Source organism: Streptomyces sp. NBC_01433 (assembly GCF_026340105.1).
Classification (GTDB): domain Bacteria; phylum Actinomycetota; class Actinomycetes; order Streptomycetales; family Streptomycetaceae; genus Streptomyces.
In genome coordinates this window covers 1,693,771-1,711,178 of the sequence record NZ_JAPEPM010000002.1, presented here as the reverse complement: position 1 = coordinate 1,711,178, position 17,408 = coordinate 1,693,771, and the positions used below count along the sequence as shown (strand labels likewise).

12 protein-coding genes are annotated in these 17,408 nt (G+C 70.4%); 9 read left to right on the top strand and 3 right to left on the bottom strand.

All coding sequences use genetic code 11. From position 1 onward, the window contains the following. Positions 1–252 precede the first annotated feature (252 nt). The gene (locus OG413_RS35080) at positions 253–1,887 is read left to right on the top strand and encodes a protein phosphatase 2C domain-containing protein (RefSeq protein ID WP_266812607.1); all 1,635 of its coding nucleotides are present in this window, start codon (positions 253–255) and stop codon (positions 1,885–1,887) included. Positions 1,888–1,998: 111 nt separating this feature from the next. Next, entirely contained in the window at positions 1,999–3,741 is a 1,743-nt protein-coding gene (locus OG413_RS35075; RefSeq protein WP_266812605.1) for a pyruvate dehydrogenase, read from the top strand. Positions 3,742–3,761: 20 nt separating this feature from the next. Here the strand turns inward: OG413_RS35075 and OG413_RS35070 are convergent, their stop codons facing one another. Next, positions 3,762–6,938: a glycoside hydrolase family 38 C-terminal domain-containing protein gene (locus tag OG413_RS35070; RefSeq protein ID WP_266812604.1), complete on the bottom strand. Its 3,177-nt coding sequence runs from the start codon at positions 6,936–6,938 to the stop codon at positions 3,762–3,764. A gap of 136 nt (positions 6,939–7,074) precedes the next feature. On the opposite strand from OG413_RS35070, the gene OG413_RS35065 reads away from it, so the two are divergent. The 6 genes from OG413_RS35065 to OG413_RS35040 all read left to right on the top strand — a co-directional run bounded on the left by OG413_RS35065 (position 7,075) and on the right by OG413_RS35040 (position 13,102). Continuing rightward, positions 7,075–8,259, top strand: a complete 1,185-nt coding sequence (locus OG413_RS35065; RefSeq protein ID WP_266812603.1) for an FAD-binding oxidoreductase — start codon at positions 7,075–7,077, stop codon at positions 8,257–8,259. Beyond that, positions 8,256–8,597 carry a (2Fe-2S)-binding protein gene (locus OG413_RS35060; protein WP_266812601.1) on the top strand — a complete coding sequence of 114 codons (342 nt, stop codon included), beginning with the start codon at positions 8,256–8,258 and terminating at the stop codon, positions 8,595–8,597. Before OG413_RS35065 ends, OG413_RS35060 begins: the two co-directional genes overlap by 4 nt. Positions 8,598–8,619: 22 nt before the next feature. Continuing rightward, entirely contained in the window at positions 8,620–10,176 is a 1,557-nt protein-coding gene (locus OG413_RS35055) for an NAD(P)/FAD-dependent oxidoreductase (protein ID WP_266813280.1), read from the top strand. Between the two features lie 97 nt (positions 10,177–10,273). Next, positions 10,274–11,191 (top strand): dihydrodipicolinate synthase family protein, encoded by a 918-nt coding sequence (locus tag OG413_RS35050; protein WP_266812599.1) that lies wholly within the window; start codon positions 10,274–10,276, stop codon positions 11,189–11,191. 64 nt (positions 11,192–11,255) lie between these two features. Beyond that, positions 11,256–12,257 carry a proline racemase family protein gene (locus OG413_RS35045; RefSeq protein ID WP_266812597.1) on the top strand — a complete coding sequence of 334 codons (1,002 nt, stop codon included), beginning with the start codon at positions 11,256–11,258 and terminating at the stop codon, positions 12,255–12,257. 110 nt (positions 12,258–12,367) lie between these two features. Continuing rightward, positions 12,368–13,102, top strand: a complete 735-nt coding sequence (locus OG413_RS35040; protein ID WP_266812595.1) for a GntR family transcriptional regulator — start codon at positions 12,368–12,370, stop codon at positions 13,100–13,102. A 67-nt stretch (positions 13,103–13,169) separates the two neighbouring features. Here the strand turns inward: OG413_RS35040 and OG413_RS35035 are convergent, their stop codons facing one another. After that, positions 13,170–13,550, bottom strand: a complete 381-nt coding sequence (locus OG413_RS35035) for a VOC family protein (protein WP_266812593.1) — start codon at positions 13,548–13,550, stop codon at positions 13,170–13,172. A gap of 759 nt (positions 13,551–14,309) precedes the next feature. Between OG413_RS35035 and OG413_RS35030 the strand changes: the two genes are divergently transcribed. Then, a complete protein-coding gene (locus OG413_RS35030) occupies positions 14,310–16,637 on the top strand; it encodes a M9 family metallopeptidase (RefSeq protein ID WP_266812592.1) in 2,328 nt (775 codons plus the stop codon). Between the two features lie 242 nt (positions 16,638–16,879). Here the strand turns inward: OG413_RS35030 and OG413_RS35025 are convergent, their stop codons facing one another. Then, positions 16,880–17,347 carry a ribonuclease domain-containing protein gene (locus tag OG413_RS35025; RefSeq protein ID WP_266812590.1) on the bottom strand — a complete coding sequence of 156 codons (468 nt, stop codon included), beginning with the start codon at positions 17,345–17,347 and terminating at the stop codon, positions 16,880–16,882. Positions 17,348–17,408: the final 61 nt, after the last annotated feature.

Here is a 17,408-nt window from a genome sequence, read left to right as displayed (position 1 = left end):
TATGAGTCACCGTTGACATGTCACAGCGGCACGTCGTAGTGGCACGTCGTAGTGGCACGTCGCAGTGGCATGTCACATCGGCAATGTGACATCGGCGCGTCGTACCGACTGCATCGCATCGTCCGCATTGCACCGACCGGTCCGCCGGGCGTCCTTCCCGTGGGGGGTGGGGTCGCCCGGCGGACCTCATTTACGGGCCACATTTTCTGGATGACCCGTTTTCGTGCGCCCCTCGCGGTGGACAATATGGGCATGAGTCAGCAGGGGGAGACGCCCGCCGCCCACGAGGACGACTGGTGGCGCGAGCTGTACGACGAGGCCGCGCCGGACACCGGCCCGAGCAGCACGGCCGACAGTCTCGACGACCGCTTCGACTCCGTGTCGGACACGGTGACCTCAGCGGTGGTGCGCGGGGGCGACGGCGCCCCCGGGACAGGAGCCCACCGGCCCTGGGACCTCCCGCCGGAGCCGGAGCCGGAGCCGGAGCCGGAGCCGGGCCTGGGGGTGGGGGCGGGCCTGTCGCTGGAGCCGGGCCCGGAGCCGGAGGTGCCGCCGACGCCTCCTCCGCCGCCTCCGTCTCCTCCCTCTTCGCCGCCCCCGCCGCCCCCCACCGTGGCCTTTCGTGCGCCCTGGGAGCCGCGGTCCGGGCCGCCGGAGCCGCGTACTTTCGCCGCTCCCATCCCGCCGGCCCCAGCCCCCTCACCCCCGCCCGAGCCACCGCAACCGCGCCGGGCCCCCGATGCCGACGCCGATGCCGACGCCGACGAGCGGGCTCCGGCAGCCGTCCCCGCCCCTCGCCCCGTCGTCGGGTATCTCGGAGACCGGCCGCCCACCTACGACGCCGAACCCGCCGCCCTGCCCGCCTCCACCTCGCTCACGCTGGACGGGCTCGTCCCCGACACCGTGCTCGACGGCGCCCGGTACGGCACGTACACCCTGCGTGCCGCCTCCGTACGAGGGGACTCGGCACGCTTCCGCGGCGAACCCCGGCGCGATGCCCTGCTGACCGCCCGCTTCGGGACCGCCGAGAGCGCCCTCGTCCTCGTGGCGATGGCCAGCGGCGCCCGTGCCGCCGAAGGGGCGCATCTCGCGGCGGCCGACGCCTGCCGCTGGATCGGCGGCGCGGTCGGCCGCAGCCACGCGCGGCTCGCCGAGGACATAAGGGCCGGGCACCGAGGCGATCTGAAGGCGGGACTCCACCGGCTCACCGACCGCACCTACGGAAAGCTGCGCGCCCGCGCCGCCGAACTGGGTCTCGAACCGGACGAGTACACCGCGGGACTGCGCTGCCTGCTGCTTCCGGCCGACCCCGAATGCCGCACCCGGGTTTTCTTCGGCGTCGGCAGCGGCGGGCTCTTCCGGCTGCGCGACGGCGTCTGGCATGACCTCGAACCCGTCGTCGGGGAGGCGGTGGCCACCAGTACTTCGGAGGACCCCAGCACTTCGGAGGACCCCAGAACCGCGGCGGACCCGAGAATTGCGGTGGCCACCGGAACCGGGCTGGGGACCGGGACGGCCGGGCACGGTACGGCGGGCGAGGAGGGCCGGGACGGCAACCGGCTGACCATGGACCTCCAGATCACGACACCCTCGTCCCCGTCCTCGTCCCGGTCCCCGTCCCCGTCCCCGTATGCCGAGAGCCTCCCGTCGCCGCGCTCCGAGCGTTTCCGGTTCCGGGCGTCCGGGGCCCGCCCCCGGGACACGCTCCTGCTGTGCAGCGACGGGCTCGCCGAACCGTTGCGCGGTGAGCCCGCGCTCGCCGCGGAGCTCGCGGAACGCTGGGCGGACCCCGCGCCACCGGGACTGCCCGCCTTCCTCGCGGACACCCAGCTCCGGATCAAGGGGTACGCCGACGACCGTACGAGCGCGGCCGTCTGGGAGGCGTAACCCCGCGGGCCGTGGGTTGATGGACTCCGTAGACCGTCCGGCCGACGTTTCGGACTCCGGAGTCCGGACAGCCGACAGTGCACGGAGCACAGGCAGAGAGGGCGCGCACCCATGGCCAAGCAGAACGTGTCGGAGCAGTTCGTCGACATCCTCGTCAGGGCGGGGGTCAAGCGCATGTACGGCGTGGTCGGCGACAGCCTGAACCCGGTGGTCGACGCCATCCGGCGTAACGCGGCCATCGACTGGATCCAGGTCAGGCACGAGGAGGTCGCCGCCTTCGCGGCCGGTGCGGAGGCCCAGATCACCGGCAGCCTGGCCGCCTGCGCGGGATCGTGCGGCCCCGGCAATCTGCACCTCATCAACGGGCTCTACGACGCCCACCGCTCCATGGCCCCGGTGCTCGCCCTCGCCTCGCACATCCCCTCCAGCGAGATCGGGCTCGGCTACTTCCAGGAGACCCATCCGGAGCTGCTCTTCCAGGAGTGCAGCCACTACAACGAGATGATCTCCAACCCGCAGCAGATGCCACGCCTTCTCCAGACGGCCATCCAGCACGCGATCGGCCGCGGCGGGGTCAGCGTCGTCTCGATGCCCGGTGACATCGCATCGCAGCCCGCCCCCGAGAAGTCGATCGAACACGCCCTGGTCACCTCGCGCCCGTCGGTACGGCCCGGGGACGAGGAGATCGAGAAGCTCTGCCGGATGGTAGACGAGGCCAAACGGGTGACCCTGTTCTGCGGCAGCGGCACCGCGGGCGCGCACGCCGAGGTGATGGAGTTCGCGGAGCGGGTGAAGTCCCCGGTCGGCCACGCACTGCGCGGCAAGGAGTGGATCCAGTACGACAACCCGTACGACGTCGGCATGAGCGGGCTGCTCGGCTACGGTGCCGCCTACGAGGCGACCAACGAGTGCGACCTGCTCATCCTGCTCGGCACCGACTTCCCGTACAACGCCTTCCTCCCGGACGATGTGAAGATCGTGCAGGTCGATGTGCGACCCGAGCACCTGGGCCGGCGTTCCAAGCTCGATCTGGCGGTCTGGGGAGATGTGCGCGAGACGCTGCGCTGTCTGACCCCGAGGGTGAAGGCCAAGACCGACCGCAAGTTCCTCGACCGGATGCTGAAGAAGCACGCCGACGCGCTGGAGGGCGTGGTCAAGGCGTACACCCGCAAGGTCGACAAGCATGTGCCGATCCACCCGGAGTACGTCGCCTCGGTGCTGGACGAAATCGCGGACGACGATGCGGTGTTCACCGTCGATACCGGGATGTGCAACGTTTGGGCGGCCCGCTACCTCTCGCCCAACGGCAAGCGGCGGGTGATCGGTTCGTTCAGTCACGGCTCGATGGCCAACGCGCTGCCGCAGGCGATCGGCGCCCAGTTCGTCGACCGGAACCGGCAGGTCGTGTCGATGTCCGGCGACGGCGGATTCACCATGCTCATGGGCGACTTCCTCACCCTGGTCCAGTACGACCTGCCGGTGAAGATCGTTCTGTTCAACAACTCATCCCTGGGCATGGTGGAGTTGGAGATGCTGGTGGCGGGTCTGCCGTCGTTCGGTACGACGAACAAGAACCCGGACTTCGCCGCCGTCGCCCGCGCCGCCGGGGCGTACGGGGTGCGGGTGGAGAAGCCCAAACAGCTTGAAGGCGCCCTCAAGGACGCCTTCAAGCACAAGGGCCCCGCACTGGTCGACGTGGTCACCGACCCGAACGCCCTGTCCATCCCGCCGAAGATCAGCGCGGACATGGTGACCGGCTTCGCGCTCTCCGCCAGCAAGATGGTGCTGGACGGGGGAGTGGGCCGGATGCTCCAGATGGCCCGCTCCAACTTGCGTAACGTCCCCCGCCCCTGACCTCGTGGTGAGGGTCGCGGTTACGCCGGGGTCAGGCGCACCGTCAGGATCTGGAACGGCCGCAGCGTCAGTACGAGACCGTCCTCGTCGGTGTCCGCCGGGTGCAGCGGCCGCTCCAGCAGATCGGTGATCCGGGCCTGTACGACCGGGAATCCGACCCTGAGGCGAGTCTCGGCACGGCCGCCGGCCGACTCGTAGAGCCGCACGATCACGTCCCCGCTGCGGTCCTCGGCCAGCTTCACGGACTCCACGGTCACCGCTGGATGCCCGGTGTCCACGAGGGACGGAACGGCCGGTGCCACGGCCGCGCGAAGCGGCAGATTGAGCGCGAGGCCCTCCCGTACCGCATCGGTGACCTCGGCGCCGGGGGCCAGCGCGTAGCGGAATCGGTGCGTACCGAGATCTGTGGCCGGGTCCGGGCTGTGCGGGGCGCGCAGCAGCGTCAGCCGTACGGTGGTGCCGAGCCCCGACTCGTGGGGCGTCCTCGTCACGTCGTGGCCGTAGGTCGAGTCGTTGAGCAGTGCGACGCCGTAGCCGGGCTCGGCGACCCGCAGCCAGCGGTGGGCGCAGATCTCGAAACGGGCCGCGTCCCAGCCCGTGTTGTCATGCGTCGCCCGATGGACGTGGCCGAACTGGATCTCGGCCGTGGACCGTTCGGCGTGGACGTCCAACGGGAAGGCCGCCTTGAGCACCTTCTCGGACTCCTGCCAGTCCACCTCGGTCTCGATGTCGAGCTGTCGGCTTCCCGCGGCCAGCCGCAGCTCCTGAACGATCGTGGACTTCCCGAACGATCGCACCACCCGGACCGCGGCCCGCAACGGACCCTCCTCGATCAGGGAGACGGAGTCGGCGCCGGTGAGATCGGTACGGTTGTGCCGGTAGTGCCGGTCGATGTCCCAGGCGTCCCACTGGTTGGGGTGGTCCGGGTGCAGTTGGAGGAGGTTGGCGCGCAGGCCCGGGGCGAGGACGTCACGCCCCGCCACCAGATCGCGCACCGAGGCGACCAGCCCGTCCCGGTCGACGGTGATCCGGAGCAGCCCGTTGTCCAGCACGATCCCGTCGCCCGCCGCCGCGCCGCCCGTGACCGCCGTGTCGGTCGTGACCGTCGCGCCGGCCACGGTGACCGCGTCGGCCACGGCGGCCGTGACCGGGTTTTCCGGAACGGCCGAACCGTCCAGCAGCCCCGCACCCAGCCCAGGCGTCCGGGACAGCACCGCCGCGCGCCCTTCGCCCAGGTCCTGCACATGGGCACCGGACGGCAGCACCCCGGCCGCCTCCGCGTCCAGCTCGATCACCTGACACCGTTCGTACGGAGAGGAGTTGAGCGCCACGAGCCCCTCGGCCGCACCGAGCGAGGTCACCGCATCGGCCACCAGGTCCGCCAGCTCGGAGCGCACCTCCTCGTAGGTGTCACGGGCCTCTCGGTGTACCCAGGCGATCGACGAGCCGGGCAGGATGTCATGGAACTGATGCAGCAGTACGGTCTTCCACACCCGGTCCAGCGTCTCGTACGGGTAGCGGTAGCCGGGTGTGCGCAGGGCCGCCGCCGTGGCCCACAACTCGGCCTCGCGCAGGAGGTGTTCGCTGCGCCGGTTGCCCTGCTTGGTCTTGGCCTGGGTGGTGTACGTGGCCCGGTGCAACTCCAGGTACAGCTCGCCCGACCAGACCGGCGCCTGCGCCCCGTACTCCTCCTCGGCCGCCGCGAAGAAGGCGGAGGGCTTCTCGATCGACACCCGGGGTGAGCCCTCCAGGTCCCGGAGCCTGCGGGCCTTCTCCAGCATCTCGCGGGTCGGGCCGCCGCCCCCGTCGCCCCATCCGAACGGCACCAGGGAACGGGTGGCGCGCCCCTTGTCGGCGAAGTTCCGCTCGGCATGGGCGAGTTCACTCGCGTGGAACTGTGCGTTGTAGGTGTCGACCGGTGGGAAGTGGGTGAACACGCGGGTGCCGTCGATGCCCTCCCACCAGAAGGTGTGGTGCGGCATCTTGTTGTGCTGGTTCCACGACAGCTTCTGCGTGAGGAACCACCGCACCCCGGCCAGCCGGGCCAGCTGAGGGAAGGCCGCCGTGTATCCGAAGGAGTCCGGCAGCCAGATCTCCTCGGTCTCGACTCCCAGTTCCTCCTCGAAGAACCTTTTGCCGTGCACGAGTTGGCGGGCCAGCGCCTCGCCGCCGGGCATGTTGGCGTCGGACTCCACCCACATCGAGCCGACCGGCGCCCACTGCCCGTCCGCCACGGCCTGCTTGATCCGTTCCCAGATGAGCGGCTGGTGCTCCTTCACCCAGGCGTACTGCTGCGCCTGCGAACAGGCGAAGACGAGCTCCGGGTAGTCCTGCGCGAGCGCCGTGACATTGGCGAAGGTGCGGGACGCCTTGCGTACCGTCTCGCGCAGCGGCCACAGCCACGCCGAGTCGATGTGCGCGTGCCCGGCGGCCGAGACACGGTGCGCGCTCGCCGACGCGGGCCGGGACAGCGCCTCGGCCAGTTCGGCGCGGCCCGCCGCCGCCGTACCCGCCACATCGTGCAGATCGAGCGCGTCGAGCATCCGCTCCAGCGCTCGCAGGATCTCGTGTCGCCTGGAGCGGTCGGCGGGCAGCTCCCGCATCAGCTCGGACAGGACCTCGATGTCCAGGACGAGATGCCAGACCTCCTCGTCGAGTACCGCGAGGTCCGCCGACGCGAACCGGTAGAGGGGCTGGTCCCCCGCCGTCAGTACGTCACCGAGCGGAGTCGGTTCGAAGCCGTGCTCCAGCACGGCCGGGTTGGACGCCGCCTCCAGAAGCAGCGCGACCGGTTCACCGCCCGCCGCCGACGGGGCCACCGTGAGATGGCGATTGCGCGGGTGGATGCCCTTGAGCGGGACACCTGCGATGTCATACAGCATGCCCTCCGCCTGGAACCCGGGGCCCTCGCCCGAGAACCCGGGGTCGACCACCACCTCGACCCGGCGCCCCGCCCACTCGCCGGGCACCGCCCCTTCGAGCCGGAACCAGCTGGTGGACCAGGGCCTGCCCCACTCCGAACCGGCGCTGAAGGGCTCGTACGTCCGGTCGAGGGCCTCGGCCACGGGCACGGGTTCGCCCGGTGCGTGCCAGACGGACAGGGAGAGCGGGGTACGGGCCGCGTACTGGGCGGGGCGGATGAACTGGTGGAGCGCGCGTTCGAGGCGGCCCTCCACCATCGTGCGGTCGTCGTGCATCGGGTGCCTCCGGATCTGTGCGCGGAACGTCACGCGTTCACATGCCCGGTGAGGACTTCCGATAGCCCGCGAATCCCGAAATCTCCCTGCTGCACGCTCTCTTGGCACCCTCTGCGCAATGTGACATATTACTGCCGTGTTCACGAGACAGCCCCTGGATGTCGTCATCGTCGGCGCCGGCATAGTCGGTTCCGCCTGTGCCTACTACGCGGCCCGATCCGGTCTTTCCGTCGCTGTCGTCGACCGGGGGCCGGTCGCCGGAGGAACCACCGGAGCCGGTGAGGGAAACCTCCTGGTCTCCGACAAGGTGCCCGGCGCTGAGCTGGATCTCGCCCTCCTGTCCGCCGGGCTCTGGCGAGAACTGGCCGACTCCTTACCGCGGGAGATCGAGTACGAGAGCAAGGGCGGGCTGGTGGTGGCGGCCGGTGAGGAATCCTTGGCGCAGCTGACCGAGACGGCGCGCGGCCAGCGAGCGGCCGGCGTCGACGCGCGCCCGGTCACCGCGCACGGAATGGCCGAGCTCGAACCCCACCTGGCCTCCGGGATGGCCGGCGGATTCCACTACCCGCAGGACGCGCAGGTCCAACCCGCCCTGGCCGCAGCTCATTTGCTCGGCGCGGCCCGTGCCGAGGGGGCGCGGCTGCACACAGGTGAGGAGGTGACAGCCGTACTCACCGGGCCGGGAGGCGCGGTACGCGGGGTACGGACCAGCAGGCGCGAGCTGCACGCCCCCGCCGTCGTCAACGCCGCCGGGACCTGGGGCGGCGAACTGGCCGCCATGGCCGGAGTCCGGCTGCCGGTCCTGCCGCGACGCGGGTTCGTCCTGGTCACCGAGCCACTGCCACGGCTGATCCGGCACAAGGTGTACGCGGCGGAGTACGTGTCCGATGTATCCAGCGCGTCGGCGGCGCTCCAGACCTCCGCCGTGGTCGAGGGAACCCCCTCCGGGCCGGTACTCATCGGTGCCAGCAGGGAACGCGTCGGCTTCGACCGGTCGTTGTCCGTCCCGGTGCTCAGCCGACTGGCCGCTCAGGCCGCCGCCCTCTTCCCCTTCCTGGCCGACGTCCGGGTGCTGCGTGCCTACCACGGCTTCCGGCCCTATCTGCCCGACCATCTGCCCGCCATCGGCCACGACTCCCGCGCACCCGGCCTGTACCACGCCTGCGGCCACGAGGGCGCGGGGATCGGTCTCGCCCCCGCCACCGGAAAGCTCGTTGTCGCGGCGATCCGCGGCGAGGAACCCGTCCTCGACCCGGGCCCGTTCAGCCCCGACCGGTTCGGCGCCTCCGAGCCATGTCCCAGTCGATCGGAGCCCTCGTGAAACGCCTGCCCCGACGCCCGGCCGCCCGCACCCCCACCGAACTGGCCGGGGCGGTGCCCGACCCGGAGTTCACGATCGTCATCGACTCCCGCCCGATTCCCGCACTGCCCGGCCAGACCATCGCCGCCGCCCTGTGGGGGGCGGGCATCCTGAGCTGGCGGACGACCCGCGTGAACGGCAGTCCGCGCGGGGCCCTCTGCGGCATCGGGACGTGCTTCGAATGCCTGGCCACCGTCAACGGCCGCCCCAATCAACGTGCTTGCCTGCTGCCCGCCGCGCCCGGCGACGAGATCACCACACAGGAAGGGGACGGCCATGAGACGGGACTCACGAGGTGAACAGCACACGCCCGCAACGGACATGGTCCCGGACCCGCCCCTGACGTCCTGTCCGGAGGCCGGGCTTGCGGTGGTGGGCGCGGGGCCCGCCGGAATGGCGGCGGCGGTGACCGCGGCCGATCACGGCATCCTGGTCACCGTGCTGGACGCGGCGGCGCGGCCCGGCGGCCAGTTCTACCGCTCACCGGCACCCGGCCTCGGCGCCACCCGGCCGGAGGCCCTGCACCACGGCTGGGACGCGTTCACCGCGCTCGCCGCCCGGTTCGACCGGCATGTACGTCGCGGACGGATCAGCCACCTCGCACGGCATCAGGTGTGGGCCGTCGAACGGGCCGTCGAGCGGGCGGGTGAACGGGCTGGTGAACGCTGGCGGTTGCACGCGGTCACCGGTACCGAAGAAGACATCCGCACGGTGGTCGACGCGCGGAGCCTGCTCATCGCCACCGGATCACACGAGCGGCAGCTGCCGTTGCCGGGCTGGACCACACCGGGCGTCGTGGGCGCCGCCGGGGCGCAGGCCATGCTCAAATCCGGCCTGGTCCTGCCGGGCCGGCGCATCGTCGTCGCGGGCAGCGGCCCACTGCTCCAGGCGGTCGCCATCTCCCTGGCCAGGTCGGGGGCCGAGGTGCCGCTGCTCGTCGAGGCCGCGGGGTACGGGTTCTACGCGCGAGCACCCACCACGCTGGTCGCCAATCCGGCCAAGCTGGCGGAAGGAGCCCGCAACGCCGCCCAATTGGTGCGGCACGGAGTACGTGTCCTGACACACAGCGCGGTGACGGCCGTACACGGCCGTCACCGGGTGGAAGGTGTCACGGTCAGCCGTCTGGACCGTGACTGGCGTCCGGTGCCGGGTACCGGGCGCCGCCACGACTGCGACGCCGTCGCCCTCGGCCACGGGCTGGAGCCACGCACCGGACTGGCCACGTCCCTGGGCTGCGCCACCCGCGAGCGAGCCGACGGCACACATGGGGTCGTCGTGGACGCGCAGTTGCGGACCACCGTGCCAGGAGTCTGGGCCGCAGGAGAGACCGGTGGCATCGGGGGAGTTCAACTGGCCATGGTGGAAGGCGAACTGGCCGCGCTGTCAGTGGTCCGCCTGACCCGTGCGGAGGCGGCGCACCTCAGCGACGGCGGGTTGCCCCGGAGGGCGGTCGCGTTGCGGCGCGCCCGGACTCGGATGCGTGCCTTCGCCGAGGTCATGGGTGCCGCGCACCGGCCGCGTCCCGGCTGGCGACAGTGGCTGTCCGGTGACACCGAGGTCTGCCGCTGCGAGGAGGTCACCGCCGACCGGATCCTGACCTCGGTCGCGGAACTGGGTGCCGGGGACGCCCGTACGGTCAAACTCCTCACACGGGCCGGCATGGGCTGGTGTCAGGGGCAGACCTGTGGATTCGCGGTCCGGGAACTCGTCGGCCCGGCGGCGTCCGGGGCGGGCCCCGGAAGGCAGGCCCTCGCGTGCCCGGTGCTCCTGTCCGTACTCGCCGGTCAACCGCGCGCCACCGGCGCGGCGGGCGGCTCCGACGCGGCCGAAGCCGCAGGTGGGGCGGCCGCGACAGGCGGGTCGGGCACGACGGGCTGAGACCCGCGTGCCTGGCTGAAACATACGTATCGCCCTCGTTCCCTGTGACCGCGCACCGCGGCCATCAGTGACATGTCACATCTCTCAAGGAGTCTCGATGCAGACGAACCACACCCAGACGTCCCCCCGAACCCGTCCGTGGCGCGGCGTCATGGTCGCCACGCCGCTGCCGCTGAAGGAGGACCGTTCCGTCGACTTCGACGCGTTCGCCGAACACGTCGGCCGCCTCATCGAGGCAGGCTGCGACGGGGTGGTGCCCAACGGTTCGCTGGGGGAGTACCAGACGCTCACCGACGAGGAGCGCGACCGGATGGTCCGGGTGGCCGTAGAGGCGGCGGGCGACGGTGCCCGGGTCATGCCCGGAGTATCCGCCTACGGCAGCGACGAGTCACGGCGCTGGGCGGAGCAGGCCGCCGACGCGGGCGCGGGATCCGTCCTGCTCCTGCCTCCCAACGGCTACCGCTGCGACGACGCCGCGATCCGTGCCCACTACGCGGCGGTCGCCGAGGCCGGGCTGCCGGTCGTCGCCTACAACAACCCGTACGACACCAAGGTGGATCTCACCCCCCGGCTGCTGGCCCGTCTCCATCAGGAGGGCAGCATCGTGGCGGTCAAGGAGTTCAGCGGTGACGTACGCCGCGCCTACGAGATCGCGGAGGAGGCCCCCGGACTCGATGTCATCATCGGCGCGGACGACGTCCTGCTCGAACTCGCGCTGGCCGGAGCCGTCGGCTGGATCGCGGGCTGTCCCAACATGCTGCCCACGAGCTGTGTGACGTTGTACCGCGCCGCCGTGGCCGGAGACCTGGGGACCGCGTTGCCGCTCTACCGGCAGCTGCACCCGTTGCTGCGCTGGGACTCCAAGCCGGAGTTCGTCCAGGCGATCAAGGCGTCGATGGATCTGGTCGGGTGGCACGGCGGCCCCTCCAGGCCGCCGCGGTTCCCGCTGCCCGAAGCCTCCGCCGCCGCGGTGCGGGCAGCCACGGAGAAGGCGCTCGCCGAGGGCCTGAACTGACGCGCTCCCGCTCTCCTCGCGTCCGTCATCCCCCCGCACCGGCGGGGCCGTTCAAGGGGGTCCCTTGCGTACACGCCGTATCTTCCACGCCGTCGACTCGCACACCGAAGGAATGCCTACGCGGGTGATCACCGGTGGGATCGGCACCATTCCCGGTGCGACCATGGCCGAGCGGCGCCGGTACTTCCTGGAACACCAGGACGCGGTGCGCACGCTGCTGATGTACGAACCGCGCGGCCACGCCGCCATGAGCGGAGCCATACTCCAGCCGCCCACCCGGCCGGACGCGGACTTCGGCGTTCTGTACATCGAGGTGTCCGGAGCGCTGCCGATGTGCGGTCACGGCACCATCGGTGTGGCCACCGTGCTGGTGGAGACCGGCATGGTGGCCGTCACCGAACCGGTCACCACGGTCCGGCTGGACACCCCCGCCGGTTTGGTCAGCGTCGACGTCCGGGTCGAGGACGGGGCGGCGACCGCGGTCACCTTCACCAACGTGCCCGCCTTCAGCGCCGGTCTCGACCGCGAGGTCGACGTCCCCGGCCACGGAATCGTGCATTACGACCTGGCCTTCGGCGGCAACTTCTACGCCATACTCCCGCTGGCCGACCTCGGGCTTCCCTTCGACCGCGCGCGCAAGGACGACATCCTGGCGGCCGGACTCGCGGTGATGGACGCGATCAACGCCACCGACCCCCCGGTCCACCCGGCGGACCCCGATATCCGCGGCCTCAAGCATGTCCAGCTCCTCGCCCCGGGCTCGGACGCCGCGCACTCCCGGCACGCCATGGCCATCCACCCCGGCTGGTTCGACCGCTCACCCTGCGGGACGGGCACCTCCGCACGCATGGCGCAGCTGCACGCCCGCGGCCAACTGCCCCTGAACACCGACTTCGTCAACGAGTCGTTCATCGGTACCTCGTTCAGGGGGAGGCTTGTCGAGGAGACCAGTGTCGCCGGTACCCCGGCCGTCATTCCCACGGTGACGGGCCGGGCCTGGATCACCGGCACCGCGCAGTTCTTCCTGGATCCGACCGACCCCTTCCCCGCAGGTTTCCTGCTGTGAGAGTGCCGGGGGACAGGCCGTACCGTCCAGTGGGGGCGCCTGTCGACGAGGGTCGAATGAGCAACGTGACATTGTATTCTGAGGCCCCGCTCGGTGCTGGAGGAATACACATGACCCGCCTCTCATCCCTCAACACCATCTCGGCCCAGGAGCATCTGAGGGACCGGGTGGCCCACGCGCTGAGGGCGGCACTGATCGCCGGTGATCTGCGTCCGGGCACGATCTACTCCGCACCCGCGCTGGCCTCGGAGTTCGGAGTCTCCGCGACTCCGGTACGCGAGGCCATGCTCGACCTGGCCCGCGAGGGCCTGGTCGAGGCCGTACGCAACAAGGGTTTCCGGATCACCGAGTTGACCGACCAGGACCTCGACGACTTCACCGAACTCCGGGCGATGATCGAGGTGCCCACCGTCGGCAGGATCGCCGGGCTCGGCAAGTCCCGGCAGCTGGAGGCCCTGCGACCGCTGGCGCTGGACATCGTCCACGCGGCACGTCAGCACGACATCCTGGCCTACCTGGAGGCCGACCGGCGCTTCCACCTTGAGCTGCTCGGCCTGGCCGGGAACCGGCGGTTGGTCGAAGAGGTCAGCAACCTACGCAAGCGCTCACGTCTCTTCGGCCTCAACAGGCTCGCGGAGACGGGTCAGTTGATCGCGTCCGCCGAGGAGCACATCGAACTGCTCGACCTGATTGTCGCGGGAGACGCGAAGCGCGCCGAGGCATGCATGCTCGGGCATATGTCACATGTCCGGTCGCTGTGGGCCGACGGTGGAGAAGTGGGCGAGGGCGAGGGTGTCGAGCGCATCACCCACCGACGGGTGGGCCAGGGGCTGGCGGGGGCCTGAGCGAGGGTGCCTCCGCCCTTCCGGGCGAGGGCACCCGAGAGTGCTCACCGGCCATGACCGATGAGCGTCAGAGTGGGTTGAGGCGGGTCTTGAGCAGGCAGAACTCATTGCCTTCGGGGTCGGTGAGGACATGCCAATGCTCCTCACCCGTCTGGCCGATGTCGGCCGGGCGCGCACCGATCTTCAGCAGGCGTTCGAGCTCGGCGTCCTGATCGCGGTCGGTGGCGTTGACGTCGATGTGCAGCCGGGACTTCCGCTTCTCCGGCTCGTCCTGACGGCTGAGGATGATCGTCGGCTGCGGGCCGCCGAATCCTTCGCGGGGCCCGATCTCCACCATCTCGCCGTCCTCGCGATCGAGCACGACGAAGTCCAGGACCTCGCACCAGAACCGTGCCAGCACCTCAGGGTCGTGGCAACCGAGCACGAGCTCACCGATACGACATGCCATGGACGAAACCTGCTCTCAGCCTGGGAATTGCCGGGGAAGCCACACGCGAACCTCATGGGCTCCCCAGCAACGAAAACAATCCCGCGACCGTACCGGACGGGGCGAGCAGGGACGAACCGTTTTCAGGGCGGCTCTGTCCGGACAGCCGGGCAAGGCCGGTGGCCCTGCGGCAGGGGAGCCGGCTTGAGACCCGACCTGGAGGTGTTCCCTCGGCGGATCTTGCACCTGCGAGGTGTGTCTCGGCGGAGCGGCCACCTGAGGGCGCGTCTCGCCGGATCTCGCCGTGCCCGTCGGGTGTCGTAGGGGGGCGGGGGGCGGCCTCGCCGGGCCCGCGCGGGCCCCGTGCGCTCCACCGCGTCGGCGTACATGCTCGCCGTTCCGGCCGTGCGGGCCTCGTGCCCCGACGGGAGCGGCCATCGGCGGCGGTCGCGGCGGTCGCTCCCGAATCGCTTGCTATGCGGCCGAGTTGGCGCGCCGATGAATGTGGGCACTGCATCTTCCAAAGGACATGTGACATGTGCCATTGTACTGATCGCAGGGTGCAAGGTCGTGCTCATGTCACGCGGAGCCACCGTCAACTCCGCTGCTTCCAGCCCCTGTTAAACCCTCCACTGCCGCGCTCCCCGGCGCGGCGACCACTCCGCTGGGAGGCGGCACGTGAAGAACCGATCGGTTCGACCAAGATCTACCGGCGTATCCACCGGCACATCCCGCCGGACATCGGCGTCAGCTCGAATATCCACCGGGATATCCACCGTGATGCTGGCGGCCTGCCTGGGAGTAGGGCTGCTCGCGGCCCCGGCCCAGTCCGCGCCGACGCGGTCCACCGCCACCGCCACCGCCATAAAGTCCGACGCGGCAGCCCCCGTCGTCCCGGACCCGAACGGTCCCGCAGCGGCGCCCTCGACCCAGCTTGCCGAGGACCCCGAGCACGTCGGCACCACCCCGCTCAAGCCGGCGGACCGGGCACCGCAGTCCGCGTCCAAGGACGTGCTCAAGCGCGACTACGACGATTCCCGAGCCGCCGAACCGAGCCGCCGCGCGCCCTCGATGTCGGCCAAGGCCAGACTCGCCGCCAAGGCACGCGGCCTCGCCGCTCCCGCAGCGTGCAATGTCAGTGACTTCACCAGTCGTACCGGCGACGCACTGGTCCAGCAGGTGACCTCGGCCACCACCGACTGCGTCAACACGCTGTTCGGCGTCAAGGGCCAGGACGGCTATCTCGCCTTCCGTGAGGCGCAGATGGTCACCATCGCCGATGCCATGCGTGCGCGCACGGCGGCCTATCCCGGCGACAGCAGCACCGGGATGCCGCAATTGGTTCTCTTCCTCCGGGCCGGCTACTACGTGCAGTACTACGACCCGTCGACGGTCGGCAGCTACGGTCCGGCGCTCCGTACCGCGATCCAGGGCGCCCTGGACGGCTTCTTCGCCTCCTCGCACTCCTCGGACGTCACCGACGCGAACGGGGAGACCCTGTCCGAAGCGGTCATCCTGATCGACAGTGCCGAGCAGAACGACCGCTATCTGCATGTCGTCAAGCGCCTGCTCGCGGGCTACAACTCCTCGTACAACAGCTCCTGGTACATGCTCAACGCCGTCAACAATGTGTACACGGTGACATTCCGCGGACATCAGCTGCCCGCCTTCGTCGCCGCCGTCGAGGCGGATCCCAGCCTGCTGGACGCGCTGCACGACTTCGCCGCGACCCATCTGGACCTGCTGGGCACCGAGCGGTCCTACCTGGCCTCCAACGCCGGTCGTGAGCTGGGCCGCTTCCTCCAGGAGGCGTCACTGCGGGGCAAGGCGAGCCCGCTGGCCGCCTCGCTGCTGAAGAAGAGCTCCATCACCGGCCCCACCGCCGCGCTCTGGGTCGGCGTGGCGGAGATGACGGACTACTACGACCGGGCCAACTGTTCCTACTACGACACCTGTGACCTCGCCGCCCGCCTCAAGAGCGCTGTTCTGCCGGTCAAGCACACCTGCAGTGACAGCATCCAGATCCTGGCCCAGCAGATGTCCACCACCGACCTGGAGGCCAGCTGCACCAGCCTGCGCAACCAGGACGCGTACTTCCACGGCATCGCACGGGACAGCGGTCCGGTCGCCGACGACCGCAACAGCACCATCGAGGTCGTGGTCTTCGACTCCAGCGCCGACTACCAGACCTACGCCGGCGCGATCTACGGAATCGACACGAACAACGGAGGGATGTACCTGGAGGGCGACCCGGCCGCGGTGGGCAACCAGCCCCGGTTCATCGCCTACGAGGCGGAATGGGTCCGGCCGGAGTTCCAGATCTGGAACCTGAACCACGAGTACACGCACTATCTCGACGGCCGGTTCAACATGCACGGGGACTTCGCGGCGGGAGTCGCGACGCCGACCATCTGGTGGGTGGAGGGCTTCGCGGAGTACGTCTCCTACTCCTACCGCAATGTCACCTATGACAGCGCGATCACCCAGGCGGGGAACCACACCTACACCCTGCGCACGCTGTTCGACAGCACCTACGAGAACGCCGACCAGACCCGGGTCTACAACTGGGGCTATCTGGCCGCCCGCTACATGCTCCAGTCGCACCGCGCGGATGTCGACCGGCTGCTGGGTCTCTACCGCAGCGGCGACTGGAACGGCGCCCGCACGCTGCTCACCTCGACCATCGGCAGTCGATACGACGCCGACTGGAACACCTGGCTGACGGCCTGCGCCGCCGGTAACTGCGGCACCCTCACCGAGCCGCCGGTGGACCTCGGACCCGAGTGCACCGACAGTGACGTCAGGCAGCTGGCGAAGGACTGCAAGCGCAGCAGCCTGTCGGCCGTGACGGGTGACTACGCCTATCTCTACGTCTACATCCCCGCCGGCACCGCACAGCTGAAGATCACGACGGCGGGAGGCACCGGTGACGCCGACCTCTACTACAGCGCCGACGGTTGGGCGACGACCGGTAGCTACACCAGCCGGGCCACCGGCTCCGGCAACGAGCACACCCTGACCGTCCAGAACCCGAAGGCCGGTGCGCACTACATCAGCCTGCACGCGGTCAAGGGATTCGGTGGGGCCGCCGTCTCGACGCGCTTCTGACGGACGGCCGATGGCCGATGGACGATGGCCGCCGACTGAGGGCTGATGGCCACTGACCCGACGCTCCGTGGGAGGTGATCCTGCGGGCGGGAGGAGCGATGGTCGTACGAGGGCGGGGAGGTGGCAGCAGGACTGGCCGCCGCCCCGTCCGCCAGGTCCTCCCGCCCGCCAGGTCCTCCGGACCGATGGTCCGCGCCGCCGGTGGGGGAGCGACGGCGCGGACCGGTCCGGTGGGTGCGGGATCAGCAGTCGTGGTCGACCAGGTCGAAGGACGCGTAGTGGTCGCCGGTGTAGTAGTCCTCCTGGACTTCTTCACCGGTCACGATCCGCCGCGCGCCGCGGGTCGGGGAGCCGGGGGTGATGACCGTGTACTCGTGGTAGTACCCGGTGCCCTGGCTCGGCAGGACACCTTCGCGGTTCTGGAAGACGGTGCCGTCCTGGTCGTAGGGGAACGGGCCGCCCGCATCGATGAGGCCGAGGGTGTCGTGCGCCTGGGACGGCAGGTCCGAGTAGCAGATGCTCCCGACCGAGGTGGCGGTGAAGGGCGAGGCGAAGGGGGCGGCGTGGGCGGCGGAGAACGAGGAGCTGGAGAGCGGGACGGCCGGGGAGGGGGGAGTGGCGGCGTTCGCCGTCACCGGCCCCGAGGCGAAGAGGACGGACAGGAGGGCGGCGGTGCCGCCGAGCATGGTGATCCGTGGGGGGATTCGCATACCCACCATGATGACGCGCGTAGATCCCCTCTCGTCAACGCCAACTCGTGTGAATTCTGCG